We start from the raw sequence: 25,833 nt of genomic DNA, 5'->3' as shown, positions 1-25,833 counted from the left end.
CGGCAGCTCCTACAGGGGGCTCAGTTGATTTCGGGAGTCCAGGTCACCCCAAACATCCACACCCGACCTTCCTCGCGATAGCCATACTGGCTGCCCTCATAGCTGTAGTTCGCGCGGCTGTAGCCCTTGTCGAAAAGGTTATCGACCTTCAGATCCAGCTTGATCTCGCGATTCAACGCCCAACTGCTGCGTAACCCGAACAGCGCATAGCCACCCAGCGCCTGCGTATTGTCCTTGTCGTCATAACTGCTGCTGACCGCCTGCCAACTGGCACCGAGGCTGACCTGGTCAAACTGGCGATCGAGATCCCAACTCAACGTGCGCCGCGCACGCCGCGCCAAGGTGTGCCCGGTATCGCGATCTCGCGGATCAATGATCGCCACGCCAAGGTTGCTCTGCCAGCCGAACAGTTCCTGCTTCAACGCCGCTTCAAAGCCGTTGATCCGTGCCGAAGCGACGTTCTCCGGGCGTGAATTGCTGCCGAAGATGATCGCGTCTTCCAGGTCGGTGCGATAAATCGACGCTTCCAGGCGGCTGCTGTCGCTCAACTGGCTGCGCCATTGCAGCTCGTAGCTTTTCGAGGTTTCCGGCTTCAGATCCGGGTTGCTGAAGTCCGGGTAGTACAAGTCGTTGAAGGTCGGCGCGCGGAAGCCTTCGCTGTAGCTCAGCAGCAAATCGTTGTCCGGGTTCAGCGGCAGGGTGAACGTGCCGCTCCAAGTATTCTGGCTGCCGAATTGCTGGTTATCGTCATGGCGCAGACCCAGTTCCGTGGAGAAACTGTCGGCCTGATAACGATGCTGGATGAATGCGGCACGGTTCCAGCGACTGTCTTCATCGAACGCGGTGCTGCTGTTGACCCGGTCTTCGTACCAGTCGCCGCCGAGGATCAGACTGTTGCGCGCGTCCAGTGTCAGGTCGTTCTGCCAGTTCAGCGAGTCGCGGTAGGTGTTGAACACGGTGCGTTCGTCGCTGAGCTTGTCGAGGGTCTTCTCGCGATTCTCGGTGTGGCCGAACTCGACGCGGGTTTTCCAGCGATCATTGACCCGGGCATCGACGTAACTACTGACGCTACTGACGTTGAAATCGCTGAAGGGCTGCTGCTGGTAGGACTGATCCGTCGCGAAGTCATATCTACCGAACGGGTTGTCGAACTCGCCCTTGCCACGGTTATCCAGCAGGTTGGCGCCGATTTCGATGTCATCGGTCAGTGCATGGCTGAGGCTCAGGCTGACGGATTTATTGCGGTAGGCGTCGTGATCGCCATCGCTTGAATACGACTCATGGGTACGGTCGATTCCGGCAGTCTCATCGAGGCTGGCGCCGAGATTGAAGCGGGTCTTGTCATCGCCTCCGGACAGGCCAAGGCTGCGCTCCCAGGTCTGATTGTTGCCGAACCCCAAGTGCATGCGGGGCTGCAAACCCTGCTCAGTACCGCGCCGGGTGAAAATCTGAATCACCCCGCCAATCGCATCGCTGCCGTAAATCACCGAACGCGAACCGCGCAGTACTTCCACGCGCTCGATCTGTTCGATATTCAGATGCTGCAGGTTGCTGTCGCCGGACGTTGAACTGCCGATGCGCTGGCCATCGACCAGCACCAGACTCTGCGCCGACTGCGTGCCGCGAATGTAGATCCCCGGCAGGCTGCCGCGCCCGCCGGCCTGCGCCACTTGCACGCCAGGGACGCGGCGCAGCAGATCAGGCACGTCGCTCGGTTGCAGGCGGTCGATGTCTTCGCGGGTGAATACCGTGTTGGCGGCGCTGCTGTCGTTTCGGGCTTCGACCTGGCGGTTGGCTGAGATCAGCGTGTCCGGCAGTTTCAGTGCCTGATCACGCTCGAAGGTATCGGCGAAAGCGTTGGTGGATGGCAGCAGAAGAAAGGGCAGGGCGAGGCGCGAGAGTTTCATGGAAATCCATCGGGAATTTCAGATGTGCACAAATCAAATGTGGGAGCGAGCCTGCTCGCGAATGCGGTGTATCAGTCAGCCCTGATTTGACTGACAGTCCGCTTTCGCGAGCAGGCTCGCTCCCACAAGGGTATTGCGTTTATTTGTCGAGTAAGGCCAGACGCTCACGTATCGACGCCTCGATCCCGGCCTCATCCAGCCCGCACTCGGCCAGCATCTGCGCAGGCTTGGCGTGCTCGACATAGACATCCGGCAAGCCCAGATGCAGCATCGATTTGAGGATGTTCTCCCGTGCCAGGAACTCACTGACTGCACCACCGGCGCCGCCCATGATCGCGTTTTCTTCGATCGTCACCAGCAATTCGTGGCTGTCGGCAATCTCGCGCACCAGCGCTTCATCCAGCGGTTTGACGAAACGCATGTCGACCACAGTGGCATCGATTTTTTCAGCGACTTTCAGCGCTTCGGCCAGTTGCACACCGAACACCAGCAAGGCGACTTTGCTGCCCTGACGACGGACGATGCCCTTGCCGATTTCGATCGGTTCGAGGTCTTTCTCGATGGTTGCATTCGGACCATTGCCACGCGGGTAACGCACCGCCGCCGGGCCGTTGTAGAGGTGACCGGTGGTGAGCATTTTGCGCAGTTCGTTTTCGTCGCTCGGGGTCATGATGACCATGCCCGGGATGCAACGCAGGTACGACAGATCGAAGCTGCCGGCGTGGGTCGGGCCGTCTTCGCCGACCAGGCCGGCGCGGTCGATAGCGAACAGTACGTCGAGGTTCTGCACCGCGACGTCATGTACCAACTGGTCGTAACCGCGCTGGAGGAATGTCGAATAGATCGCCACCACCGGTTTCGCGCCTTCGCAGGCCATACCGGCAGCGAATGTCACCGCGTGCTGCTCGGCAATCGCCACGTCGAAGTAGCGCAGCGGGAAGCGTTCGCTGAACGCCACCAGATCCGAGCCTTCCTTCATCGCCGGGGTAATCCCGACTAGACGTGGATCAGCCGCCGCCATGTCGCACAGCCATTCGCCGAACACCGCCGAGTATTTCGGCCCGCTGGCCTGCTTCGGTGCGGCGGCTGGAGCGTCCAGTGGTTCGAGTTTGGTAATGGCGTGGTAACCAATCGGGTCAACTTCCGCCGGGGCGAAGCCTTTGCCTTTCTTGGTGACGATGTGCAGGAACTGCGGGCCTTTCAGATCGCGCATGTTGCGCAGCGTGGCGATCAGCGTTGGCAAGTCGTGGCCGTCGATCGGGCCGATGTAGTTCCAGCCCAGCTCTTCGAACAGCGTGCCGGGAACCAGCATGCCTTTGGCGTATTCTTCGGTGCGACGAGCGATTTCCCAAGCGCCGGGCAGGCGCGACAGGACTTTCTTGCTGCCCTCACGCATGCTCGCGTAAGTGCGGCTGGAGAGGATCTTCGCCAGATAATTCGACAGACCGCCGACGTTGCGCGAGATCGACATGTCGTTGTCGTTGAGGATCACCAGCATGTTGGCGTTCACTTCCGGCGCATGGTTCAGCGCCTCGAAAGCCATGCCGGCGGTCAATGCGCCGTCGCCAATCACGGCAATCGCCTTGCGATCACTGTCTTGCAGGCGGGCGGCAATGGCCATGCCCAGCGCTGCGCTGATCGAGGTGCTGGAGTGGCCGACGCCAAAAGTGTCGTACTCGCTCTCGGAGCGACGCGGAAAAGCGGCGATGCCGTCCTTCTGGCGCAGGCTGCCCATGCGCTCGCGGCGACCGGTGAGGATCTTGTGCGGATACGCCTGATGCCCGACGTCCCACAGCAGACGGTCGTCCGGCGTGTCGAAGACGTAATGCAACGCGATGGTCAGCTCGATCACGCCCAGGCCGGCACCGAAATGTCCACCGGTCTGACCGACCGTGTAGAGCAATTCCAGGCGCAACTCATCGGCCAGGGTTTCCAGCTCGGCTTCGCCTAACCGGCGCAGGCCGTCCGGCGTATTCGCGCGGTCGAGCAGGGGCGTGGTCGGGCGCTTGCGGGGAATCTCATGAAACGTCGTGGGCATCAGGCGAATCGTTATAGGTATAGAAGATGCGGCAGTTTACCTGATGCATCGCCCCCTGCCCACGCGTTGGTCTTTTTTGGCGGATACGCCGTCAGTTGCGCCGCTCGACGATATACCGGGCCAGCTCGCGCAAGGGCTCGGCGGCCGCGTCAAACGGTCGCAGGGCGTGCAGGGCCTGATCGCGCAGTTCCAGCGCGTAAGCCTTGGCAGCGTCGAGACCGAGCAGCGCCGGGTAGGTCGGTTTGTCGCGGGCGATGTCGGCGCCCTGGCGTTTACCCAGGGTTTCGGTATCGCTTTCGACGTCGAGGATGTCGTCCTGCACCTGGAAAGCGAGGCCAATGGCCTGTGCATAAGTCTGCAGGGCGCGCAGTTCATCCGGCTCGGCGCGGCCGCTGGCCAGAGCACCGAGTTTGACGCTGACTTCGATCAGTGCGCCGGTCTTGTGCCGGTGCATCTGTTCGAGGGCTTTCTGATCGAGTTTGAGGCCGACCGAACCGAGGTCGATGGCTTGACCGCCGACCATGCCTGCCGGGCCGGCGGCGTTAGCCAGCGCGGTGACCATTTGCAGACGAATATCGCTGCTGCAATCGCTCAGGCGCGGGTCGAGCAGGGCGCTGAAGGCCAGACTCTGCAAACCGTCACCGGCGAGAATCGCGCAGGCTTCATCGAATTTTTTGTGAGTGGTCGGCTGGCCGCGACGCAGATCGTCGTCGTCCATCGCCGGCAAATCATCGTGAACCAGCGAATAAGCGTGGATCAGCTCAACCGCGCAGGCCGCGCCGTTGGCCTGTTCAGCCTTGCCGCCGAGCGCTTCGCACGCGGCGTAGGCCAGCAGCGGGCGCACGCGTTTGCCGCCGTTCATCACGCTGTAGCGCATGGCTTCGTAAAGCCGCGCCAATTCCGGCAACGGCGCGTTGAACAGGGTTTCCAGCGCTGCGTTAACCCGGGTCTGACTGCTCGCCGTGTACGCCGCGATCATTCTGGCTGTTCCGCGTCGAAGGGTTCCTCGGCGAGTTCGCCATCGCGCTCCAGCAGCACTTGCACCTTCTGCTCGGCCTGCGCCAGCGCTGCCTGGCAGTCACGGGTCAGACCGATGCCCTGCTCGAAAGCGGTCAGCGAGTCTTCCAGCGACAATTCACCGTTCTCCAGACGCTCGACCAGTGTTTGCAGGTCGGCGAGGGACTGTTCGAAATCCAGTGCAGCTTTTTTGCGGGCCATGGCGGCGATTTCCGGTTGACGTTAAACCGGCGCGACACTAGCAGATAGGGGGGTTATGGGCAAATGAGCGGGGCGGCTCTCAAGGGCAAACATGACTCTGTGGCGGTTGGGTTTAACGGGCTGCTCTGTCCGGATAATTGATCTGGTAGCGCGTGCTACGGCCACCTCCCGGCAAGCGTTGCAGGCAACCTTTCTCCAGCAACTCCGCAAGGTGTCGGGTTGCTGTGGCCTTCGACACTTTCGCCACCGCTTGATATTGCCCGGCACTGATGCCGTGCTCAAAGCCCCGCTCGCCGCCGTCGAGCAGACGATTGAGCATTTTGACCTGCTCCGCCGAAAGTTCGGACTCGCGGTGTGCCTGCCAGAAACGCGTCTTGCCCAGCACGCTTTCAATGCGGGTGATGGCTTGTTGCAGACTGCGTAGCAAGGTTTGCAGGAACCATGTGAGCCATTCAGTGATGTCCAGTGTGGCTTTTTGACTCGATTCCAGAATCCGATAGTAGCCGGACCTATCATCCAGAATGCTCGCCGACATGGCGTAGAAACGGATCGCTTGCGCTTCGCCCTGTGCCAGCGCCAGATCAGTGATGGTGCGGGTCAGACGGCCGTTGCCATCGTCGAACGGATGCAAGGTGACGAACCAGAAATGGGCGATGCCCGCACGAAGCATCGGGTCCAGTGCTGTCTGATGCTGGCTGGCCTCGAACCATTGGAGAAATTGCTCGAGCTGCTGCTCAAGACCTTGGCGAGGTGGCGCCTCGAAATGAACCGTTGGACGATCAATGCGACCCGATACCACCTGCATTGGCTCGTCACCCCGCAGCGCACCCACATGCATTGAGCGCGCAGTAAGGTCAGCCTCTTGATCGGGAAACAGCCATTGGTGCCATTCCAGCAAGCGTTCCAGCGTCAACGGTTCGGCAAATCGACGGGTGGCATCAAGCATGAGTTGCGCCAGGCCTTCACTGCGTTGGCTGACTTTATCGCCGTCGATCAACTCCAGGCCCAAACGTCGCGCCAAGGATGACCGCACGGAGCCGACATTCAGTTGCTCACCTTCGATGGCCGAAGACGTCACGATATTCTGCAAAAGGGCGTCCAGCTCGGTCTGAGCCCCCAAAGAGTCACCTACTGAACCGGCCATACCCATCAACTGACCTTGCGCCTGCACACACTCACGCAACAACGGTGCCAGGCGTTCTGCCTGCCAGTTGAAGTCGGGCCAATCGGGCTGCTGCCAGATCCAGTGAGTTGCCATTCGTTGCCTGCCTTGAGTCCGTGAGCCGAATAGAAAAGCTATTCGGCTCATTTTGTGAGCCGAATATGACGGCTATTCGGCTCACCGTCCACCGGATTGGCGTGATTCCTACAGCAAAAGCACATGTATCCGATTGTTAAAAAACCGCCAAATGGCTAATCTTCGCGCCTTCTACGACCCTATAGTCACGGGTCTTTCAGACGAAACGCAGTTTTCACCGCTGTGAAGTACCGAGGATCGGGTGCAAGGTTTCGTTCAGGCATGGCAGGAGGCATCACATGCGTTCATTTCTTTGGCTGCTGATCGGCCTGGCCTGCGCACCCGCGCTGCTGGCGGCGCCGAGCGCTGAGTTGTCGGAACCGGTGGGCGGCTGGCGCTATCACGGCTTGCTTGATCGCACGGAAAACCCGCAAGTCGCCTACCCGACGCCGCCGATCGATCGCGGCATTCAGCGCAATCGCACGATGATCCAGGGCCAGCTCAAGGCCATCGGCCATATGCGCCCGCCGCACAGTCTCGCGGTGAATGGCAATCCACTGAATCTGTACACCGACGACCAGGGCCGTTTCGCCCGGCCGTACGCGTTCGGCGCGGGCTCCAACAGCGTCGAAGTGATCAGCGCCGAGGGCCAGTCGCTCAAGCGTGTGCAATTTTATGAAGCAAACAATTTGCGCACGCCGGCGCGTATTCGTCTTGTCTTGGGATGGGACGATCCGAAAGCCGAGCTCGATCTGCACATTGTCACGCCCGACGGTCAGCATGCGTTCTGGGCGCGTCCGGCGTTGAACAATGGCGGCGGCCTCGACCCGGATGGCGTCGATGGCCCGGGCCCGGAAATGTTCACCATGACCGCGCCGCTGCACGGCACCTATCTGGTTTACGTCAACTATTGGGGCAACTTCGGCAACGGCGGCTATAACTTCGAGGAGACCAGCAACCAGAACGAGGTGATCACCTCGCAAATCACGCTGGTGCTCAACGAAAACACTGTCGACGAAAAACGCGAAACGTTCATCGTGCCCCTGCGGGCGATCGGTGATCTGCTGCTGGTCAAGACTTTCAACTATTAAGCATCCCGTCACGGATGAAACTGGGTTTGTGAAGATGAGCGATAACACTGTTACTCCGGCTGCCGACACGCCAGCGGCCAAACCTTCGCGGCGCTGGCCTTTGCTCCTGGCCGGGTTGTGCCTGGTGGCCGGCGTGGCGGGTGGTTTTGGCTGGCTGCTGCTCAAGCCCAAGGCGCCGCCGGCGGAATTGGCCAGTGACAAGCTTGGCCTCAGCCGCCCGGATGCGTTGCTGGAAACCCGCTCGCTGAGCCAGTTGCCCAAGGACTTGCTGACCGTGCCGTTCCTCAAGGCCACGCTCACCGAAGATTTCGTCTTCTACTACGAAACCCATGCTGATCGCCTCGGGCTGATCGGTAGCCTGCGCCGGATCATCTACGAGCATGATCTGAAGCTGCAGGACAGCCTGATCGAGCAGCTTTTCGATCAGCCAGCCGACGTCGCGCTGTGGCGTGGCGCGGATGGTCGCTTGAAGGATTTTCTGTTGGTGATGGATCGTGGTGGGCTGGCGAAACTGCTGGAGCCGCTGGCGAAAGTAGCGCTGGATGACACGCAGCTCAGTCAGATGGGCGAACTCAAGGTCGGCGGCGATAGCGTGCCGCTGTACCAATTGACCTATAACGCCAGCAAAGCCCTACTGTTCGCCTCCCACGGCGACAAGCTGGTGGTGCTGTCCAATCCGGCCAAATATTACGACCCGGAAAGCGGCGCGTCTGAAGAGTCGGGCCATGTCTCGCCACAAGCACTGGCGGCGCTGCTCAACGGCGAAAAACTATTTCCTGAAGCCTTCGGTCTGCCAGCGAAAACCCCAGAAACCAAGCAGCGTCTGTCGGTCAATTCCAGCGTTCTCGCCATGGGTTATCAGCGCTTCATCCCGAACTTCGCCGGGTTGCGCTTCGACATGGACGACAAGGGCTGGCACAGCTACCTGGCCATGGACGAACTGGAAAACCAGCCCGACTTCGATTTCAAACCAGTCTGGCAAGCCATGCCACTCGGCGCCAGTGCCTGCGTAACCTTGCCGGTCGCCGCCGAACCGCAAAAACCACTGCTGGTAAAACTCGGCGCCGAAGAAGCCGTGGCGCAAACCCTCACCGAACACGTGGCCGGCGCGGCGGGCCTGTGCTGGTACGCCGATTCGCGTTTGTACACGCCGCTGTTGGTGGCCAGTCTGAAAGACGAGGACAGCAGCAAACTTGATGGCGATCTCGGCAAGCTGTTCGGTTCGATGGTCGGCGCATTCGAAGCCAACGTCGAAGAAAACGTCTTCCCCGTGGTCGAGAAACAAGAAGGCCAGAACCATGTCTGGCAGCGTCAGGTCAGCTCCAACTTCGGCCCGTATGCGGCGAAGACTGCCGAGAATCCGGACGCAATCAGCGGCAAGGCGTTCATGAAAGTCAGCCTCGCCCGTCACGGCTCGACACTGCTGTTTTCCCTCGACGACAAATTGGTCGACAAGGCCCTCGGCACCCTCGACAAACGCTTCCCGCCGATGGCCGATGTGCTGCCCAAAGATGTGCTGATGCCGATCTACTTCGGCCCGGATTCGATGGCGCAACTGATGCAGCAGGAAACCCTCGACAGCCTGCCACAGGATATGGAGCCGGTCTTCTATAACGCCGCGCAAACCTACCTGATTCCGAAACTGCGCACCCTCGGCGGCTATGGCAAATATGCCCTGACGCTGCCGGAAGGCAGCGAGCCGGATGGCCACTGGCAGTGGTTGCCGCTGGAATGGAAAGCGCTGTGACGACACTGATCCGTAGCCTCGGCCTGCTCGCGCTGTTGCTCAGTGCGGGCGCCCGTGCCGTTGAAGCACCCGCACTCGATCCGGCGCAGTCCCAGGTGTTTCGCGCGTGGTTTGTGCGCATCGCCCAAGAGCAACTCAGCCAGGGCCCGAGCCCGCGCTGGTATCAGCAGGATTGTGCCGGGCTGGTACGTTTTGCCGCCAACGAAGCGCTGAAAGTCCACGACGACAAATGGCTGCGCAGCAATGGCCTGTCCAATCGCTACCTGCCGCCCGAGCTTTCGCTGAGCGATGAGCAACGCAAGCTTGCCCAGCAATGGCAGCAGGGCGGCGGCAAGGTCGGGCCGTACGTCAACGCGATCAAACTGATTCAGTTCAACAGCCATCTGGTCAGCCGCGACGTGTCGCAGGCGCGGCCCGGTGACTTGATGTTTTTCGATCAGGGCGACGACCAGCACCTGATGATCTGGATGGGCCGCTACATCGCCTATCACACCGGCACCACCACCCCGACTGACAACGGCATGCGTTCGGCAAGCCTGCAGCAACTCATGACATGGAAGGACACCCGATGGATACCCGACGCAGCCAACCCCAACTTCATCGGCGTCTATCGACTGAACTTTCTCTCCCAATGACCGGTGCCCGCATGTTGCGACTCTGCTCCCGAATTCCATTGCTGCTGGCGCTGTTGCTGCCACTGGCCACCGCCAACGCTGAAGATTCGGTCGAGCCGAGCGGCTACACGCCAGTCTCCGGTGAAAGCTTCTTCCTGCTCGCCGACAGCAGTTTCGCTGCCGATGAACAGGCAATGGTGCGCCTCGAAGCGCCGGGCCGTGACTATCGTCGTTTCCGCATGGAAACTTACGGCGGCGCCGACATTCGCGTTTACCGCATCGACAAACCGCTGGATTTCCTCAAGCGCCAGAAGAATCTGCACCGCGTGGTCAGCGACGGCCAGTTCAAGGGTGAAGGTCTGTCCAACACGCTCGCGTACCTGTGGGACAACTGGTACCGCAAATCCCGTCGGGTGATGCAGCGCGCGTTCTCCTATGAGTCGCGCAAACAAGTCACCGAGGAAGTGCCGGAACTGAAGATGGGCAACGCCATGGTCGCGCCTACTCCGTATGACGCGCAGCCGCAATTTGCGCTGATTCCGGGTCTACCGGTGGTCAGCCAGTTCCGTTATCCGTTGTGGCAGGCCAAGCCGATTCAGCCACCGGCCGGGGTCAATCTGGCCGGCTCCTCCAGCGATTTCGTCAGTGTCGCGCCGGGCAACGTTTACATCCCGTTGGGCAATCTGAAGCCGGGTCTGTATCTGGTCGAAGCATTGATCGGCAAGTACCGCGCGACCACCATGGTGTTCGTCTCCAACACCGTCGCAGTGAGCAAGATTGCCGGTGATGAATTACTGGTCTGGGCTGCGCGCAAACATGAAGGCAGTTCGGTGCCGAAGGTCAATGTGCTATGGACCGATGGCCTCGGCGTGATGAGCAGTGGCGCGACTGATGCCGATGGCTTGCTGCGCCTGAAACACGTCAGCCCTGAACGTTCGTTCGTCATCGGCGAGGACGAAGAGGGCGGTGTATTCGTCTCGGAAAACTTCTATTACGACAGCGAAATCTACGACACCAAACTCTATGCCTTCACCGACCGGCCGCTGTATCGCCCGGGTGATTGGGTGTCGCTGAAGATCGTCGGCCGTGAGTTCAAAAATGCGCGGGACTCGGTGTTGCCGGGCGCTGCAGATGTCACGGTCAGCGTGCTCGATGCCACCGGTACCGAGCTGCAACACCTTGACCTGAAACTCGATTCGAAGGCCGGCACTCAGGGCCGCTTCCAGTTGCCGGACAACGCCGTCGCGGGCGGTTACGAGATTCGCTTCAACTACAAGGATCAGGCCTACAGCAGCGCCTTCCGTGTGGCGGAGTACATCAAGCCGCACTTTGAAATCTCGCTGAATCTGGCCAAGCAGGATTACCGCACCGGCGAACCGGTGAAGGGCAGTCTGGTGTTGCTCTACCCGGACGGCAAACCGGTGGCCAACGCCAAACTGACCCTGAGTCTGCGTGCCCAGCAACTGTCGATGGTCGATAACGAGCTGCAATACCTCGGGCAATTCCCGGTGGAACTGACCAGCACCGAACTGACCACCGACAGCAAAGGCAATGCAACCCTCGACCTGCCTGCCGCCGACAAACCGAGCCGCTACATGCTCACTGTGTTCGCCAGCGATGGCGCGGCGTATCGGGTCAAGACCACCAAGGAAATCCTTATCGACCGTGGCGCGGCAAGCTTCCGTCTGAGTGCACCGCAACGCTTCAGCGCGGTTGGCGACAAGGTTGCGTTCAGCTACGCCAACGAGGGCGGCACTGAACAAAGCAAAGCGGTGACGCCGAGCACGTATGGCTGGGTGCGTCTGGAAGACCAGAGCACCGGTGAAGGCAAACTTGCGGCGACGGACAAGGGCTTCAGTCTCGCTTTCGAACGTCCGGGCACCTACAACCTGACCTTGAAAGATCAACACGGCCGCGTCCTCGGTGCCACCGGGCATTCGGTCACCGGCGATGGCGTCAAGGCAGTGCCGGGCACCGTGGAAATTGTCCTCGACAAGCCTGAGTACAAGGCTGGCGATGAAGCGCTGGCGTTGATCACGTTCCCGGAACCGGTCAGCGACGCTCTGCTTTCTCTGGAGCGCGACAAGGTCGAAGCCACCGCGCTGCTGGCCAAGGGCGGCGACTGGCTGAAACTGGAGAAACTCAGCGACACCCAATACCGCGCACGCATCCCGGTGAAGGACAACTTCGCGCCGAATCTGACCTTCTCCGTGCTCTACACCAAGGGCGGTCAGTACAGCTTTCAGAACGCCGGGATCAAAGTGGTCGCGCCGCAAATCGACGTAGCGATCAGCACTGACAAATCGGTGTATTTGCCTGGCGACACGGTCACGGTTGACCTGACTACGCAGTTCGCCGGCAAAGCCGTTCCGGCGCATCTGACCGTTAGCGTCGTTGACGAGATGGTTTATGCGCTGCAACCGGAAGTCGCGCCGACCATCGACCAGTTCTTCTATCACCCGCGCCGTAACAACGTGCGCACCAGCGCTAGCCTGTCGTTCATCAGTTACGATGTCGCGTTGCCGGGCAGCCCGGGCGCGCCGGGCAAAGCCAACCGCAGCGAGCGCGGGGTGAAAGTGCTGGAGCGGCCGCGTCGTGAAGACGTCGATACCGCTGCGTGGCAACCGGAGTTGTTGACCGGTGCCGACGGCAAAACCCGCTTCACTTTCAAAATGCCGGACTCGTTGACCCGCTGGCGCATCACTGCCCGCGCCATCGCCGATGACGGTCAGGTTGGGCAGAAGAAGCAGTTCGTTCGCTCGGAAAAACCGCTGTACCTGAAGTGGAGCGGCCCGAGCAAATTCCGCAAGGGCGATCAGCCGCAACTTGGCGTGTTCGCGTTCAGTCAGGCCGAGAAACCGGTCAAGGCTGAACTGGTCACTCACTACGCTGGCGTCGAACAACGCCTGCCGGTGACCCTGAACAACGGCATCAACTACCTGCCGCTGCCGGCGTTCACATTGGCTTCTGGCGAGTGGACGGCGGAGCTGGTGCAGGACAGCAAGACCGCCGATTCCCTCGCAGTGCGCCTGAGTGCGACCGGTGACGGCTGGCAAGTGACGCAGACGCAAAGCCTTGATGTCGCCAGTGGCGACACTGCGCTGAGTCTGCCGGCGGATGCCACCGATATTCGTCTGCGTCTGGATGACAGTCCGCAAGCGTTGTTCCGCTCGGCACTCGATGATCTGCTGAGTTATCCGTACGGCGGCGTCGAGCAGACCGCCAGTCGTTTGCTGCCGCTGAGCATTGCTTATCCGTCGCTCGCGTCGAATCCGCAGATCCGTGATCGCTTGCGTCTGATCATGCAGAACAGCCGTCTGCGTCTGGTGCAAATGGCCGGGCCATCGGCGAGTTTCACCTGGTGGGGTTACGACGGTGAGCCGGATGCGTTCCTTACTGCCTACGCCTATTACGCTGACTTTAACGCCAGCCAAGTGCTGGAACTGACCTTGCCGCCGGAGCACTGGCAGCGAGTGCTGGAGGTGTACGCCAAGCAAGCGCCGAACACGCCATTACTGCAACGGGCGCTGATTCTGTCGTTCGCCAAGCAGATGCATTTGCCGGTGAACACGCTGCTTAGCGGCTTGATGGACGATCTGGCCAAGGCCGGTGAAGGCAATGCAGAAACGCTGATGGACGATGGCGAAGACAGTCTGGTGATGAGCGATCCGGATTCGGCGCTCGGACTGGCGGCGGCGCGGGTGTTGACCGCCTCTTTGGCCACGCAGTCGAAAGTCGCCTTGCCGGACGCGTTCAATCGTCAGGTGGGCGCTGCACAACAGCTTCTTTCGGTCAGCTCGCAGCCGTTTGCCGAAGCGCTGAACCTGTCGTTGCAACCGTTTGATCAGGCGCGTGCGCAAGCGCTGTTGCAACGACTGTTGCCGCAGCAATCGACCCTCGAACGTGCGCTGGCGCTGACCTGGTTGCAACGCAGCATCGCTCAGGCTTCGCCGACCATCGCATTGACGCCGGGTGAAGGCTGGAAGAAAAACTACGGCGCCAGCGGCGAAATGTACTGGACGTGGCAAGGCGCGGCGCCAGTGCCGAGCGTGCTGACCGTGTCGGGCACGCAAGAGCGTCCATTGCGCGCGGCGTTGAGCTTCCAGACCCAGCAACCGCCAGTCGATCCAATGGCCGTGACCATCACCCGTCGCCTGTCGCGACTGGTGCCGGGCGACGAAGCGTTCACCTTCAAACTCGAGCCAGTCGGGACCAAGCCGCTGTCCAGCGACAGCCTGTATCTGGACGAAGTGATCCTCACCAGCAAAGCGCCGAAACCCCTGCGCTATGGCATGCTCGAAGTGCCGCTGCCACCGGGTGCCGATGTTGAGCGCACGACGTGGGGCATCAAGTTGCAGGGCAAGGAAGGCACCGAACCAACGGCGCTGGAGAAGGCGCGCTTCGAACCGGGGCAACTGGCTTACGCGGTGCCCGTCGATGCGTTGAGCGGCGAGCTGCGTCTGCGCCACTTGGTGCGCTTCTCGCAGAAGGGCCAGTTCAACTTGCCGCCGGTGCGTTTCAAGCAAGTTTACGCGCCGCAGCATCAGGCCCAGGAAGCGAAAGCCGCCCTCGGTCAGGTCACGGTCAACTGACATGAGTCGGCCGCTGCTGTGGCTGCTGATGTGTGTGATGCCTGCGCTGGCGACGGCGCAGGACGAGCCGTTGCGCGTGGCCTATAAGGGCGAGTTGTTGTCGTTGAGTCAGACGCAACTGATCAAGCGTGAACCGTTGCCGTCATCGCTGGATACGCCGCTGGGCAGTCTGTGGAAGTTGTTTGTCTACGCGTGGCTGGTGGACATCGGCGCGCGTGAGCCTGCGTATGAATGTCGCGGACAGTCGAAGGAAGAGGTTTATTGCTGCTCGGCGGGCGGCAGGATCGAGCGTGATCAAGCGTTGGTGAAATCCTGCGGGTTGTACTTTGAGCCAGCGCGGTTGGGCATTTCTGCTGCTGAGTGGCGGACGTATTGGCAGGCGCGGCAGGCGCCGTCGTGGTTGCTGGATTTGCCGTTAGTGCAACCGGCTCAACGGGTTTCCGTGGTTGAGTTGCTGAAGGTTCTGGCCTCGCTACCGGCGCAGGATCAGGCGCGTCGAGTGCTACTCGACGTGGTGCTGAACGCGGCGGACGGCAATGTCGTTGGTGAACTGGGCGGGCGCTTGCGGGTGAAAACCTGGAGCTGGCTTGGCGATCAGGATCCGCAGTCGCGGCAGGGTGGGTTTGCTGGTTGGACGGCAGATGGCGCGCCGGTATGGGCGGGTGGGCGAGGCACCAGTCAGATGGTCTTGCGGCATTACGGCCAAGCATTGGCGACCGTGTTGCCGGCAGCCTGGCCCGCGGAGGCGGGGCGTTGTGTCGAAGTCAGCCTGTTTTCGAAGTACCCGGTTTCGAAGGTGTTAGCGGGTGATCGCCTCGCGACATCCGGCCCGTTGCAGGGCGACTACCGCGTCGAGTTCGCCAACGGCAACGCGCTGGATATCCACAGCGATGGCGAACTGTTTCTGCTCAACGACAAACTCGTCGCAAGGCTTGATCGCGAAGAGTACGTCGCCCGCGTACTGGAGCGCGAAGCCAAACCGGAACCTGCCGAAGCCGCGAAAGCCCTCGCCGTGGCGATTCGCACTTATCTGCTGCAAAACGCCACACGCAACGGCGACTGCCTGAGCATCGATGACAGCAGCAATCGCCAGCGCGTCGCACCACGGCCAGCTTCGATGGAATCACGCAACATCGCGGCGTGGACCGCAGATCTGGTGTTGGCCGGCAGCACCGTCACCTATCACTCCGATCAACCCGGCCCGGACAAACTCGCTTGGCAACAAGCCGTCGAGCAAGCCAAGGCCGGTCAACGTTACGACGCGATTCTGCTGCACGCCTATCCGCGCGCCAGCCTAAGTCGCTGGGACAATCCGGTCGCCTCCTGCGAAGCATTGCCCGCAGCCCAGGACTGGCTGCAAAAACAGCGACGCGGCTGGCGTCCGAAGCTGGAAAGCGAAACCGGCTACAACGAAGTCAGCACATTCGCCGTGTGCAAACTGGCGTTCGGCAGGCCCTTCGTCGATCGCGAACGCCAACGTATTTACGTGCGTGGCGTACTGACTCTGCAGGATCGCCTCGACCTGACCCACGAATATCTGCACCTGGCCTTCGAAGCACACCCCAAGGGCCAGGATGAAACCTACATCGAAGGGCTCGCCCGTCATCTTTTGCTGGAATAGACCATGACACTCCGTTATCCACAGGTCTTGCTGCTGCTCTGCACCTTGACTGCGTTCTCGCCGGCCATCGCTGCCGACGGCGTCAAACTCGACACCCCAGTCGGCGGCTGGCGCAGCGGCGCCCCCGAAGGCGAAGGCGAGAGCTTCCGCCAGACCGTCAACTACCCGGCCTCATCGGTCAACACCCCGGTCGGCCAGGCCAACACCGCGCGCATCAGCGGCGAGATCAAAGCGGCGCGAAAGGACAACCAACCCGGCCGCCTGATCGTCAATGGCGTGAGCATGCCGCTGAAAATCGACGCCAGCGGCCGCTTCGACCGCCCGTTCTCGTTCCCCAACGGCAGTAACAGCGTCGAAGTGCGCAGTCCCGACGGCCAGCAACGTCATCGTACGCAATTCCTCAACACCAGCGGCGGCGCCACCCCGGCCAAACTGCGCGTACTGCTGGCGTGGGACAGCGACGGCACCGACCTCGACCTGCACCTCGTCACCCCCGACGGCGCGCACATCTGGTACGGCAACCGCAGCGCCGCCAACGGCGCCGCGCTCGACGTCGACGTCACCACCGGCTACGGCCCGGAAATCTTCGCCATGCCTGCTCCGATCAAGGGCCAGTATCTGGTGTATGTGAATTATTACGGCGGTGGCTATCGCGGGGACGACGAGGGCGGCGATGAGGCGGTGCAGGCGCTGACCACGGCGCAGGTGACGGTGATTACCGAAGAGGGCACGCCGAGCGAGAAGATGGAGACGTTTCTGATCCCTATGCGCGCGGTGGGAGAGCTGACGCTGGTGAAGTCATTCAGTTATCCCTGAGCAGGTACTCGCTCAGGGATAGCACTAGAAACCGGGCGGAATGTAACCGGGTACGAACGGAACGTTGATGCATTTGCCATGAATGATTTTTCCGTCCTCGATCCTGAACAGTACGATCTTTTTGGCTTTATTGACGGTCGCTTCCAGTTTGCAGTCAGAGCTATGCCCGACCGTCTCGTAGTACTCGGTGTACACCATGCCGTTGCCGGTGTGATTCATTGAAGTGCCGGCAGCTTCGGTGGTGGTCCAGCTGGAGGATTTGAACCAGGTCAGGACGGCCAGATTTTCGCCGTTGGCACCGGTCTGTTTTTTCATTGAGTCGGGTTTACCGAACAGATCGAGTGCTTCCTGAACATCCCGTCCTTCCCAGCGCGACTGTGCAATCAGGTGGCAGCCATTAATCATTGAGACTGTGGCTGTTATCAGCAACGTCAGTAACGTTTTAGTCCATTGATTCATCATGACTCCCGGTGTCATGTGCGAGACGAAATAGCGCGCTGCAGCGCCCAGAAATCAGGCTGTTACTTGTTGCCCAGTATCGCGTCGAGGTTGTCCATCATCTGGCCTTTCTCTTGAATCGGTGCAAGTTTGAAAAACATCTGCTGCATGCCCTGAATCATCTGCAAGTGCTCCATCTTGCCCACTGCAATCATGTCTTTTTTCTCTGGAGTGCAAACGAAAGCCAAAGCGCGCTGCACCCAGAACTCCTTCGGCTGTTGCCATTGCTCGTTCACTTTCAGGTGCCGCAGCATGTAGGCAATTCGATCCACCGATTGGCCATTAACAAACCGCACCTTGTTGGTCTTGCACTGAACTTCCAGGTTGTAGGCATCGATCATTGGCTTGCCCGGCTCTTCATACACCAGCGTCACCGCCAGCATTTGCGCACCCTTGGTACGCGTCGACGGCACCACGGATGTGCTGTCGGCGACATACATGATGTTCTTGTGCGGAACGCCGTTGCCGTAAATGATCCACCAGTCGCCGACGGGGTTCGGCTCTTCCGCTGACGCTGAGGTGGCAGTCAAGAGTGCAGTCAGTAGAGCGAGGGATTTACTCAATCTGAAAAATGATGACATGGTGTTGCTCCATTCCTTGGCGCTTTTGTAATGCACAAAAACAGAATGGAAATTTAGTGGCGGGTGCCGGCTGGGGCAATTAGGGCGGATGTGCTAATGGCTTATTGAAATGGCCGTTTGTTGGGCATTAATTATCGGCAAGGCTCAAGTACAGCGAACGCAACGTCTGTACACGATTACGCCCCTTGTCTTTGGCGCCGTACAGCGCCTGATCGGCTTCCGAGAGCAGACGTGACAAGTCGTAGCCGGATTCGCGGGTAGTCACCACGCCGATGCTGACGCTGAGCAGACCCGGCTCAAGAATCGACAATTGCGAGAACGAACGGCGGATCCGTTCGGCAATTTCCAGTGCAGTCTGCTCATCGCAATCGTTGAGCAGGCAGGCAAACTCCTCACCGCCAATCCGCCCGCAAACATCGTCCTTGCGCAGGCTCTCGACCACGATCCGGCCGAACGCGATCAACGCCTGATCCCCAACGGGATGGCCATAGGTGTCATTCAGACGCTTGAAGTTATCCAGATCACAAAGCAGCAACGCCGCCGGTTCTGCGTGTTGCTGGCTTTCAGTAAGCAACTGGCCGGCGTTCATCATGAACGCGCGACGATTGCCAATGCCCGTCAGCGGATCGCTGAACGCCGCCGCTTTGAGCTTGAGCTCTGCACGTTCCTTGACCATCGCCAGGGTGATGTAGGCAATGCCGATGACATACAGCATCGACTCGAACAGCATGAACGAGAAAAACGGCACACCCTCGCCAGTGCCCAGCAGCGCCTTTGTCACCGGCAGCCCTTCATCGGTCGCACTGCGAACGGCGTAGAACACAGTGTGCAGAACGGTCAGCACCAGCGCCGGCATAAACGCGACGTCCAGAGTGTGGCGGCTGCGCCAGAGCTCCAGCGTTGTCAGCACGCCGTAACCGAATGCCAGCAAGGAGTAGATCAGAACCCGATTTGGCATCGACTCGTAGAAGGCGGGAATCAGACACAAGGTCAGCCAGGCGAACGCGCCTGCCAGAATGCCGGACACTGACGGTCTGCGCCCGACCAGCGTGCGCATGGCCGTCCAGTTCATCGCTGCACTGAGTAACAGAACAACATTGCCGAACACAATGGGAATGAAGTCGACCCCTCGATCACGCCAACTGACCAATACCACGCCCAAGGCGCCCAGCAGCATCATGCTGCCGAGGTACGCCAGCGGCGGCTCACGGGTTTCGCGATACCAGGCGTGCAGCGTCAAAAGCCCCATCAAAAAGAAGACGAAGACTGAAACGACCAGCAGGGTCGGGATATGCAGGGCCATTCCGTGGATTCCCGTGAGGCTCAATACCGGAATCCGGCCGGTGGCGGGAATGCGGGTAAAAACAGAGGGGGTGGTTATAAGGCGGGATTTAGCACTGTGGGGGATGAGGCTGGCAAGTGTTTGCGTGTGGACCTGAGGATTGCCTATGCCATTGCGATAGGCAGCAGAGCAATTGTCCTGCTGCAATTGCCCTGTTTCGCTCCATGGTCAGGCCGCCATGTTTGGACTGAAGCTGCTGGAAGTCAGGCGTTCGATCGCGATAGTCAGAGCTTGATCGTCGAACAGCTTGTTTTTCCGCGCTGCAGCGCTGGAGCCACCATCCCATTTCATCAGTGCTTCGCGTAAAGCCGGAACGGTTGGCGCAACACCATCATGAATCAGCAACCAGTCGACCGTCGCTAGCAGCTCCATGCCAAAAGGAGATTCAAAACCATCGATCAATTCGGCCGTGCGCTCCAAAGCCTGGGAGTATTCCTTGGCTTCAGTCTTGAGGTAGGTCTGCAAAAAGGCTCTGCGATCTTGATCAAACCAAATCACATCAGTGTTCTCCGCATCACTGATGCGCTTGGCGCAATGCAAATAGCTGCCATCCAGATTGTTGAGCAGATGCTCCAATCGATTGGCATAGGGTCCGAATTTATGAGCGACGAATTTGAGATTCAGCGGGTTCTCAGTTCCCGGAAGTTTCTCGATTGCACGCTCAAGAAACCACGCCAGTTTTTGAATCTCGAGCAGGCTGCATTCCATGCCCAGAACCCAATAACGTCGCACCAGTTCTGCAATCAGCGCCCGTGCCGGAGTGAGCTGCTCCACACCGCTGCGTTTAGCGACGTTCAGATACTGATTGGAGGGTTCGAACACTAATACATCCACATCCAGATCACTCAGTACCTCAACTATTTGCTCGCGAACCTCGGGCCACTTCAGTCCACCATTACCAGCACCTAGCGGTGGGACGGCGACGGACTTCACGTCGTTTTCTATCAAGAAACGACGCAAGTCATGCAGACCTTCGGTTATCCAGGCCATTTGCGAGGGAGAGCGCCAGTGGCGTTTGGTAGGGAAGGTCACGATCCAGCGCGGGCCATCGAGTTCATTGGTGGCCGTCACGTGCATTTTGCCGGTTTCTACTTCACCGGCCTTGCACGCTGCTGCATACAGACGGTAATTCTGCGCAAAGCGTTCTTTGAACATCAACGCGATGCCTTTACCCATCACACCCACGGTGTTCACCGTGTTGACGAAGGCTTCGGTTTTGGCTTCCAACAGGTTGCCTTGGGTGAATCTGATCATTGGAAAACCATTTGGGGCGCGCATGGACTAGCAGAGCAAGAGCCAGATCAGAGAGCGGCAAACCTTATTCCTCATCAAAGTAATCGCGATCCAGCGTCGGCAACCGCAACAAGCGCGATGTCACGCCCACCTCATGATCCATCATCAGATGCACCAGTCGCGTTCCGTCTACCAACACAATGCCATCCACCGATTTAGCGAAGTCAACAGCGTGCGCGGTAAAGCCAGACGTGGTGATGAATACGCCGCGCTTGGCTTTTTGCCCGGCGAGTGCTCCGTAGAACGCCTGCAGTTCAGGCCGGCCAACCGTGTTTTGCCAGCGTTTGGCCTGAACATAAACCTTCTCCAATCCCAATTTATCGAGCGAGATAATGCCGTCGATACCCGCATCACCGGAACCGCCGACACGTTGCAGATCATTGCGACTGGCGCCATACCCCAGTCGATGAAGCACATCCAGCACGATCACTTCGAAACGGTTGGGGCTAACTTGCAGCAAGTTATCCAAAAGGTCCGCCGCCGTGGCATCGCGCAATTCCTTCAGCGCTCGCTCCAGTCGGTCGTCAGGGCTTTCGGTGGCGGAGGTCAGGTCTGGCTCAATGTTTGGTTGGTCGTCTAATGGTTCAGCATCAGGCGCGACCTTCAGCTTCACATTCATGTAGCCGATTGCCAAATGCTCCACGTCCTTGGCCGACAGTGGAAATGCATGCTCCTTGGCGTATTGCGCGCCTGCATCGGTCAATTTCCAATACCCGCGTTTGGCACTGCTGGAAAGACCGGCACGTTTGAGTCGATCGTGCGCCTAACCTGAACGGTTTTTGTAGGTAGCCTGACCACTGGCGATCAATTCTTCGCGCTGTGCTTCGGTCAGTTGCAGTGTTTTTGCTGCCGCTTCGTGAGCGTCCCGAGCAATCGCACCCTCGGGTTTTGTGGCGAGAAAACGAAGAATCGGTTCGATGAACTGATCGTAGGTTGGAACGGACATAGGCGCATCCCTGTGCTGAAGGTTTTTAACTAACCGGCGGGCGAGTATAAATTAACGCTCGCTGAGGATGCCTTGGAGAGTAAGCACTGTTTGCGTGAAAACGTAAGTCGCTATGTCTCAGTTCGCACATATGTCGAATATCTGGCTGGTTCACTTTCTCACAGGCATTAAAAAGCCGGCTTGTGGCCGGCTTCTCGGGGACTGGCTTGGCCTATTTTTGGTAAGCCTTGCCAGCCTTCAAAACGTACATCCGGATCTGCGTCCGGCTGTGGGACTTGGTCAGACGTTGGTCTGCCGCGTCGGGCGCTGTCTGGGCCGCAGGGCGGGTCGATGCGCAAATGTGGGGCGCAGGATACTGAGTTTTGCTTGGGATTCCCAGTCTGAAGTGCGGTTTAGAGCGACTTCTACGCCAGAAATCCGGGATTTGTACCGAATGTCCGGGCCTCTTCGCGAGCAGGCTCGCTCCCACAGGGATCGATGTAAGACGAGAGACCTCACCGTTTTCTAGAGAAACGGCACCACCGGCCGCCGCTTGCTCACTGTCGACCACCAGAATACCCAGCCCAATATATGTATGCGTTGCTCCTCGATCTGCGCCGGGCGGAAGACTTCGTCCGGGTATTCGGCGCTGTTGTGGCTGCGCAGGCGCAGGCCGTTGCCAGGCATACGGTGCAGGTATTTGATGCGCAGCATGCCGTCGTGTTCGATGGCATAGATCTCGCCGTCCACCACTTGAGTCAGGCCGCGATCGATGGCGACGATGGAGCCGTCTTCAATGCGTTCGGCCATGCTGTTGCCGATCATGTGTGCACAGATAGCGTCGGCGGGGCGGATTTCCAGTTGATCAAGGGGCGCGCGCAGCAGCCGGATGGAGAGATCCGTATCCTGAATGACGTGGGTTTTGTCGGAGCCGTTGCTCAGTGGTGTTTCTTTGAAGAAGGCCAGTTCGATGTCGTTGGGATGGATGAATCGATAGGCGCCTTGGGGGTCGTGGGCATCAAAGCTGTCGCCATTGCTGGCAGGCTGATTCAGGCTCGGCGCTTCTTTTATGCCTTCGCCGGTTTTCAGCCATTCGCTGTTGACGGACAGCAGGCGTGAGACTTCTTCCATGCGATACGCCGGGACGCCCCGGGTGTACCAGTTGTGGACATTTTGGGCTTCCGTGCCCCAGAACTTTGCGAAACCCGTCGTGGAGATGTTCGCTGCTTCCAGGAGTGCCTTGAATCTTGGACCGCTAGTGTTCTTTCTCATAAACACGGAGTCTACGGCCGTGCCAGAGCGGTTTGAATAAACCGGGCGTTCAAAAACGGACTGAATTTTGCGACGGGATGTAAGACGTTCTTGTGGGAAATTACACAAGATAAAACTTTTCTGTAGTCCGTCATAAACACTATGTTTAAGGCGGCTTTTCCCGAGCACAAAAAACCCCGGATCAACCGGGGTTTTCTTCAAGCATCACGCGTAGCGCAGGTGCTTAGCCTTTGTAGGCGGCAACCGACTTGGTGATCGCTTCGCGGGCGGCGTCAGCACCGGCCCAGCCTTCGATCTTGACCCATTTGCCTTTTTCGAGATCTTTGTAGTTCGCGAAGAAGTGCTCGATCTGCTGGATCAGCAGTGGCGGCAGGTCGGTGTATTCCTTCACATCGACGTACAGCTGGGACAGCTTGTCGTGTGGCACTGCGATGACTTTGGCATCGCCGCCGCCGTCGTCAGTCATGTTCAGGATGCCGACTGGGCGTGCGCGGATTACCGAGCCTGGAGCAACCGGGTAAGGGGTCACAACCAGCACGTCGAGGGGATCACCGTCGTCAGCCAGGGTGTTCGGGATGTAACCGTAGTTGGCCGGGTAGAACATTGGGGTGGCCATGAAACGGTCAACGAACAGGCAATCGCTGTCTTTGTCGATTTCGTATTTGATCGGCGCGTGGTTGGCCGGGATCTCGATCGCGACGTAGATGTCGTTCGGCAGGTCTTTGCCAGCCGGAATCTTGCTGTAGCTCATTGGGCGTTGCCCCCGTAGTTGACCAAAAACACTTGGCCGGATTGACCAAAAAGTGGCGGCGATTATAGGCATATTCTGCCGTCGACGCCATGTACCGAAAGTCGTGCAGAGCTTAGTCGTGCGCTTGATAGACCGGGTCTGTGGCCTGAAGTTGCCGCAACCGGCTCAACGGATCCTGACGGTAGAAAAGCTGTAACTGCGCATACACCTGTGGATAAGCCTCGTGCAGCAGATCCGGGGCGCTGAAGAAATATTCGCTGGTGACCGCAAAGAATTCCGCCGGGTTCTCGGCGGCGTAGGGATCGATGGCGGTTTCGGCGTCCGGGTCATGGTCGAGCTGGCGGTTGAGGTCGTCGTAGGCGTGTTGCATCACCTCGGCCCAGTCGCTGACGCGCATGTCGGTGTGCAGCGGCGGCAGGCCGTTGGCGTCGCCGTTGAGCATGTCGAGTTTATGCGCCAGTTCGTGGATCACCAGGTTATAGCCTTCCCAGCCACCACTGGCCATGACGCCGGGCCAGGCGAGGATGATCGGCCCCTGCTGCCAGGCTTCGCCGCTGTGTTCGCCGTCCCACTCATGCTCGACACCGCTGGCGTCACGATGACGTTGCGGGCTGAGGAAATCGTCGGGATACAGAACAATCTCGTGAAAACCCTGATACCAATTCAGGTCGCCCAGATTGAGCAGTGGCAATTGCGCCTGGGCGGCGAGCAGCAGGCGTTGTTCCTGATGCAGTTCGACGCCGGGCAGGGCGCTCAGGTGTTTGTCGTCGAGGAACAGCACGCTGGCTTCGCGCAGCCACTGGTCTTCGGCTGCACTGATACCGTCAAGGAAGCTCAGGTGATGGCGCACCCGTTGCCACATGTCGTCGGCAATCGGATACTTCGCCAGAATGCGCTGGCGACGCCAGGCGCTCAGCGACCACATCGGCTTAGTGCGATTGCGCTTTGGTGCCGCCGAAACGGCTGCGAACCACACCGAGGATCATCGGCACCAGCGACAACAGAATGATCGCCACTACCAGCAACGACAGGTTTTTCTTGATGAACGGTACGTTGCCGAAGAAGTAGCCCAGCGTGACCAGACCGCCGACCCAGAGGATGGTGCCCAGCACGCTGAAACCGAAGAAGCGCGGGTATGGCATCTTCGCCACACCGGCGACGAACGGCGCGAAGGTACGGATGATCGGCAGGAAGCGCGCCAGCGTTACGGTCTTGCCGCCGTGTTTGTCATAGAAATCGTGGGTTTTTTGCAGGTAATCGCGACGGAAGATTTTCGAGTTCGGGTTGCTGAACAGTTTTTCTCCGGCCGTTCGTCCGATCACGTAGTTGGTGCTGTCGCCCAGGATGGCCGCGAGCATCAGCAGTCCGCCCAACAGCACCGGATCCATGCCGCCGCCAGCGGCAACTGCACCGGCGATGAACAACAGTGAATCACCCGGCAGGAAAGGCATCACGACCAGACCGGTTTCACAGAAAATCACCAGAAACAGGATGGCGTAGATCCATGGCCCATAGTTGTTCACCAGCAAATCGAGGTAAACGTCGAGATGCAGGATAAGGTCGAGCGGGTTGAAATCCATGGGGGCACCTGTTTGACGGCCCGACTCGGCAGGCCTGTGCGGATGACTTCGTGTAAGCCTACAGCGGGGTGTAGTTTTTCTTACAAGCCGGAAAGCTCGGGATTATACGGTCTGAGGGATGAAAAGCGTGTTGGTTTTGTAGCGAGGGATGTCGAGGTGTGAACAATTGTCAGGAAGCATTCGGGTGCCTGAGGGAGCGGGCTCCCTCATCACACGTTGCCTGTGCAGTCAGAGCTCTTCGCTGATCGGCAGCACGTAGCTCTTGAACTCGGTGTCTTCCTTGAACCCGATGGACTCATAGGTTTTCTGCGCCACTTCGTTGTTGCTGCTGGTGGAGACGCGCATGCGCACGGCCTGGGTTTCCTTGGCCATTTTCTTCGCGGTGCGGATCAGGTTGTCGGCGACCAGTTGGCGACGGGCGTCTTCGGCGACATAGATGTCATTGAGGATCCACACGCGTTTGAGCGACAACGAGGAGAAACTCGGATAGAGCTGACAGAAGCCCATCAGTTTCTTGTCGTCATCATCGGCCAGGGCCAGGTAGATCACCGATTCCTTGCGGCGCAGGCGTTTTTCGAGGAACGCGCGGGAGGAGTCCGGGTAAGGCAGGGAACCGTAGAACTCGCGATATTTGACGAACAATGGGGTCAGCAAATCCAGATGTTCGAGGGTCGCTTGAATAATCCGCATGATAGGTCTCGTCTTCAAGT

The 25,833-nt window shown here is 59.4% G+C and carries 22 protein-coding genes; 6 read left to right on the top strand and 16 right to left on the bottom strand.

Annotated features, from left to right (window positions below):
* Positions 1–20 precede the first annotated feature (20 nt).
* From CKW17_RS23970 to CKW17_RS23950, 5 genes are all read right to left on the bottom strand, one after another.
* A complete protein-coding gene (locus CKW17_RS23970) occupies positions 21–1,907 on the bottom strand; it encodes a TonB-dependent receptor domain-containing protein (RefSeq protein ID WP_095122145.1) in 1,887 nt (628 codons plus the stop codon).
* Between the two features lie 139 nt (positions 1,908–2,046).
* Positions 2,047–3,945, bottom strand: coding sequence for a 1-deoxy-D-xylulose-5-phosphate synthase (gene dxs / locus CKW17_RS23965; protein ID WP_095122144.1), 1,899 nt, complete (start codon positions 3,943–3,945; stop codon positions 2,047–2,049).
* A gap of 91 nt (positions 3,946–4,036) precedes the next feature.
* Positions 4,037–4,924: a (2E,6E)-farnesyl diphosphate synthase gene (ispA, locus tag CKW17_RS23960; RefSeq protein ID WP_095122142.1), complete on the bottom strand. Its 888-nt coding sequence runs from the start codon at positions 4,922–4,924 to the stop codon at positions 4,037–4,039.
* A complete protein-coding gene (locus CKW17_RS23955; protein ID WP_003228627.1) occupies positions 4,921–5,163 on the bottom strand; it encodes an exodeoxyribonuclease VII small subunit in 243 nt (80 codons plus the stop codon). Before CKW17_RS23955 ends, ispA begins: the two co-directional genes overlap by 4 nt.
* Before the next feature lie 112 nt (positions 5,164–5,275).
* Positions 5,276–6,421 carry a Fic family protein gene (locus tag CKW17_RS23950; protein ID WP_095122140.1) on the bottom strand — a complete coding sequence of 382 codons (1,146 nt, stop codon included), beginning with the start codon at positions 6,419–6,421 and terminating at the stop codon, positions 5,276–5,278.
* A 278-nt stretch (positions 6,422–6,699) separates the two neighbouring features.
* On the opposite strand from CKW17_RS23950, the gene CKW17_RS23945 reads away from it, so the two are divergent.
* Genes CKW17_RS23945 through CKW17_RS23920 form a run of 6 tightly spaced genes read left to right on the top strand, consistent with a single transcriptional unit; the run spans position 6,700 to position 16,881 of the window.
* Complete coding sequence (locus tag CKW17_RS23945; RefSeq protein ID WP_095122138.1) at positions 6,700–7,491, top strand: YfaP family protein; 792 nt, start codon at positions 6,700–6,702, stop codon at positions 7,489–7,491.
* A 34-nt stretch (positions 7,492–7,525) separates the two neighbouring features.
* Positions 7,526–9,238 (top strand): DUF2138 domain-containing protein, encoded by a 1,713-nt coding sequence (locus CKW17_RS23940; RefSeq protein WP_095122136.1) that lies wholly within the window; start codon positions 7,526–7,528, stop codon positions 9,236–9,238.
* On the top strand, positions 9,223–9,873 hold the full coding sequence (locus CKW17_RS23935) for a DUF1175 domain-containing protein (RefSeq protein ID WP_095122135.1): 651 nt from the start codon (positions 9,223–9,225) through the stop codon (positions 9,871–9,873). The genes CKW17_RS23940 and CKW17_RS23935 overlap by 16 nt, the downstream gene beginning before the upstream one ends.
* Positions 9,870–14,444, top strand: coding sequence for an alpha-2-macroglobulin (locus CKW17_RS23930; protein ID WP_095122133.1), 4,575 nt, complete (start codon positions 9,870–9,872; stop codon positions 14,442–14,444). The genes CKW17_RS23935 and CKW17_RS23930 overlap by 4 nt, the downstream gene beginning before the upstream one ends.
* Position 14,445: 1 nt before the next feature.
* The gene (locus tag CKW17_RS23925; RefSeq protein ID WP_095122132.1) at positions 14,446–16,065 is read left to right on the top strand and encodes a DUF2300 domain-containing protein; all 1,620 of its coding nucleotides are present in this window, start codon (positions 14,446–14,448) and stop codon (positions 16,063–16,065) included.
* Between the two features lie 3 nt (positions 16,066–16,068).
* A complete protein-coding gene (locus CKW17_RS23920) occupies positions 16,069–16,881 on the top strand; it encodes a YfaP family protein (RefSeq protein WP_095122130.1) in 813 nt (270 codons plus the stop codon).
* A 24-nt stretch (positions 16,882–16,905) separates the two neighbouring features.
* Here the strand turns inward: CKW17_RS23920 and CKW17_RS23915 are convergent, their stop codons facing one another.
* From CKW17_RS23915 to CKW17_RS23870, 11 genes are all read right to left on the bottom strand, one after another.
* Entirely contained in the window at positions 16,906–17,340 is a 435-nt protein-coding gene (locus CKW17_RS23915; protein ID WP_007910907.1) for a hypothetical protein, read from the bottom strand.
* 62 nt (positions 17,341–17,402) lie between these two features.
* On the bottom strand, positions 17,403–17,909 hold the full coding sequence (locus CKW17_RS23910) for a hypothetical protein (protein WP_256586290.1): 507 nt from the start codon (positions 17,907–17,909) through the stop codon (positions 17,403–17,405).
* Positions 17,910–18,087: 178 nt separating this feature from the next.
* A complete protein-coding gene (locus CKW17_RS23905; RefSeq protein ID WP_095122125.1) occupies positions 18,088–19,263 on the bottom strand; it encodes a diguanylate cyclase in 1,176 nt (391 codons plus the stop codon).
* Between the two features lie 207 nt (positions 19,264–19,470).
* Positions 19,471–20,556 (bottom strand): macro domain-containing protein, encoded by a 1,086-nt coding sequence (locus CKW17_RS23900; RefSeq protein WP_095122123.1) that lies wholly within the window; start codon positions 20,554–20,556, stop codon positions 19,471–19,473.
* Positions 20,557–20,620: 64 nt separating this feature from the next.
* A complete protein-coding gene (locus CKW17_RS23895; RefSeq protein ID WP_305883400.1) occupies positions 20,621–21,298 on the bottom strand; it encodes a restriction endonuclease in 678 nt (225 codons plus the stop codon).
* A gap of 60 nt (positions 21,299–21,358) precedes the next feature.
* Positions 21,359–21,541, bottom strand: a complete 183-nt coding sequence (locus CKW17_RS30675) for a winged helix-turn-helix domain-containing protein (RefSeq protein WP_305883399.1) — start codon at positions 21,539–21,541, stop codon at positions 21,359–21,361.
* Between the two features lie 504 nt (positions 21,542–22,045).
* Positions 22,046–22,792 carry a helix-turn-helix transcriptional regulator gene (locus CKW17_RS23890; RefSeq protein ID WP_095122121.1) on the bottom strand — a complete coding sequence of 249 codons (747 nt, stop codon included), beginning with the start codon at positions 22,790–22,792 and terminating at the stop codon, positions 22,046–22,048.
* Between the two features lie 223 nt (positions 22,793–23,015).
* Positions 23,016–23,543, bottom strand: a complete 528-nt coding sequence (ppa, locus tag CKW17_RS23885) for an inorganic diphosphatase (protein WP_003205933.1) — start codon at positions 23,541–23,543, stop codon at positions 23,016–23,018.
* A gap of 112 nt (positions 23,544–23,655) precedes the next feature.
* Positions 23,656–24,468, bottom strand: coding sequence for a zinc-dependent peptidase (locus CKW17_RS23880; protein WP_095122119.1), 813 nt, complete (start codon positions 24,466–24,468; stop codon positions 23,656–23,658).
* A 4-nt stretch (positions 24,469–24,472) separates the two neighbouring features.
* The gene (locus CKW17_RS23875; RefSeq protein ID WP_007910892.1) at positions 24,473–25,123 is read right to left on the bottom strand and encodes a DedA family protein; all 651 of its coding nucleotides are present in this window, start codon (positions 25,121–25,123) and stop codon (positions 24,473–24,475) included.
* Positions 25,124–25,351: 228 nt separating this feature from the next.
* Positions 25,352–25,813, bottom strand: a complete 462-nt coding sequence (locus CKW17_RS23870; protein WP_095122117.1) for an N-acetyltransferase — start codon at positions 25,811–25,813, stop codon at positions 25,352–25,354.
* Positions 25,814–25,833 lie beyond the last annotated feature (20 nt).

The sequence above is a fragment of the Pseudomonas sp. Irchel s3f10 genome (assembly GCF_900187515.1).
Classification (GTDB): domain Bacteria; phylum Pseudomonadota; class Gammaproteobacteria; order Pseudomonadales; family Pseudomonadaceae; genus Aquipseudomonas; species Aquipseudomonas tensinigenes.
This window is presented reverse-complemented; position numbering and strand designations above follow the sequence as displayed.

Coding starts and splice junctions, on each gene's coding strand:
- CKW17_RS23970 (WP_095122145.1), bottom strand. CDS start 1,907: ATGAAACTCTCGCGCCTCGCCCTGCCCTTTCTTCTGCTGCCATCCACC.
- dxs (WP_095122144.1), bottom strand. CDS start 3,945: ATGCCCACGACGTTTCATGAGATTCCCCGCAAGCGCCCGACCACGCCC.
- ispA (WP_095122142.1), bottom strand. CDS start 4,924: ATGATCGCGGCGTACACGGCGAGCAGTCAGACCCGGGTTAACGCAGCG.
- CKW17_RS23955 (WP_003228627.1), bottom strand. CDS start 5,163: ATGGCCCGCAAAAAAGCTGCACTGGATTTCGAACAGTCCCTCGCCGAC.
- CKW17_RS23950 (WP_095122140.1), bottom strand. CDS start 6,421: ATGGCAACTCACTGGATCTGGCAGCAGCCCGATTGGCCCGACTTCAAC.
- CKW17_RS23945 (WP_095122138.1), top strand. CDS start 6,700: ATGCGTTCATTTCTTTGGCTGCTGATCGGCCTGGCCTGCGCACCCGCG.
- CKW17_RS23940 (WP_095122136.1), top strand. CDS start 7,526: ATGAGCGATAACACTGTTACTCCGGCTGCCGACACGCCAGCGGCCAAA.
- CKW17_RS23935 (WP_095122135.1), top strand. CDS start 9,223: ATGGAAAGCGCTGTGACGACACTGATCCGTAGCCTCGGCCTGCTCGCG.
- CKW17_RS23930 (WP_095122133.1), top strand. CDS start 9,870: ATGACCGGTGCCCGCATGTTGCGACTCTGCTCCCGAATTCCATTGCTG.
- CKW17_RS23925 (WP_095122132.1), top strand. CDS start 14,446: ATGAGTCGGCCGCTGCTGTGGCTGCTGATGTGTGTGATGCCTGCGCTG.
- CKW17_RS23920 (WP_095122130.1), top strand. CDS start 16,069: ATGACACTCCGTTATCCACAGGTCTTGCTGCTGCTCTGCACCTTGACT.
- CKW17_RS23915 (WP_007910907.1), bottom strand. CDS start 17,340: ATGAATCAATGGACTAAAACGTTACTGACGTTGCTGATAACAGCCACA.
- CKW17_RS23905 (WP_095122125.1), bottom strand. CDS start 19,263: ATGGCCCTGCATATCCCGACCCTGCTGGTCGTTTCAGTCTTCGTCTTC.
- CKW17_RS23900 (WP_095122123.1), bottom strand. CDS start 20,556: ATGATCAGATTCACCCAAGGCAACCTGTTGGAAGCCAAAACCGAAGCC.
- CKW17_RS30675 (WP_305883399.1), bottom strand. CDS start 21,541: ATGTCCGTTCCAACCTACGATCAGTTCATCGAACCGATTCTTCGTTTT.
- CKW17_RS23890 (WP_095122121.1), bottom strand. CDS start 22,792: ATGAGAAAGAACACTAGCGGTCCAAGATTCAAGGCACTCCTGGAAGCA.
- ppa (WP_003205933.1), bottom strand. CDS start 23,543: ATGAGCTACAGCAAGATTCCGGCTGGCAAAGACCTGCCGAACGACATC.
- CKW17_RS23880 (WP_095122119.1), bottom strand. CDS start 24,468: ATGTGGTCGCTGAGCGCCTGGCGTCGCCAGCGCATTCTGGCGAAGTAT.
- CKW17_RS23875 (WP_007910892.1), bottom strand. CDS start 25,123: ATGGATTTCAACCCGCTCGACCTTATCCTGCATCTCGACGTTTACCTC.
- CKW17_RS23870 (WP_095122117.1), bottom strand. CDS start 25,813: ATGCGGATTATTCAAGCGACCCTCGAACATCTGGATTTGCTGACCCCA.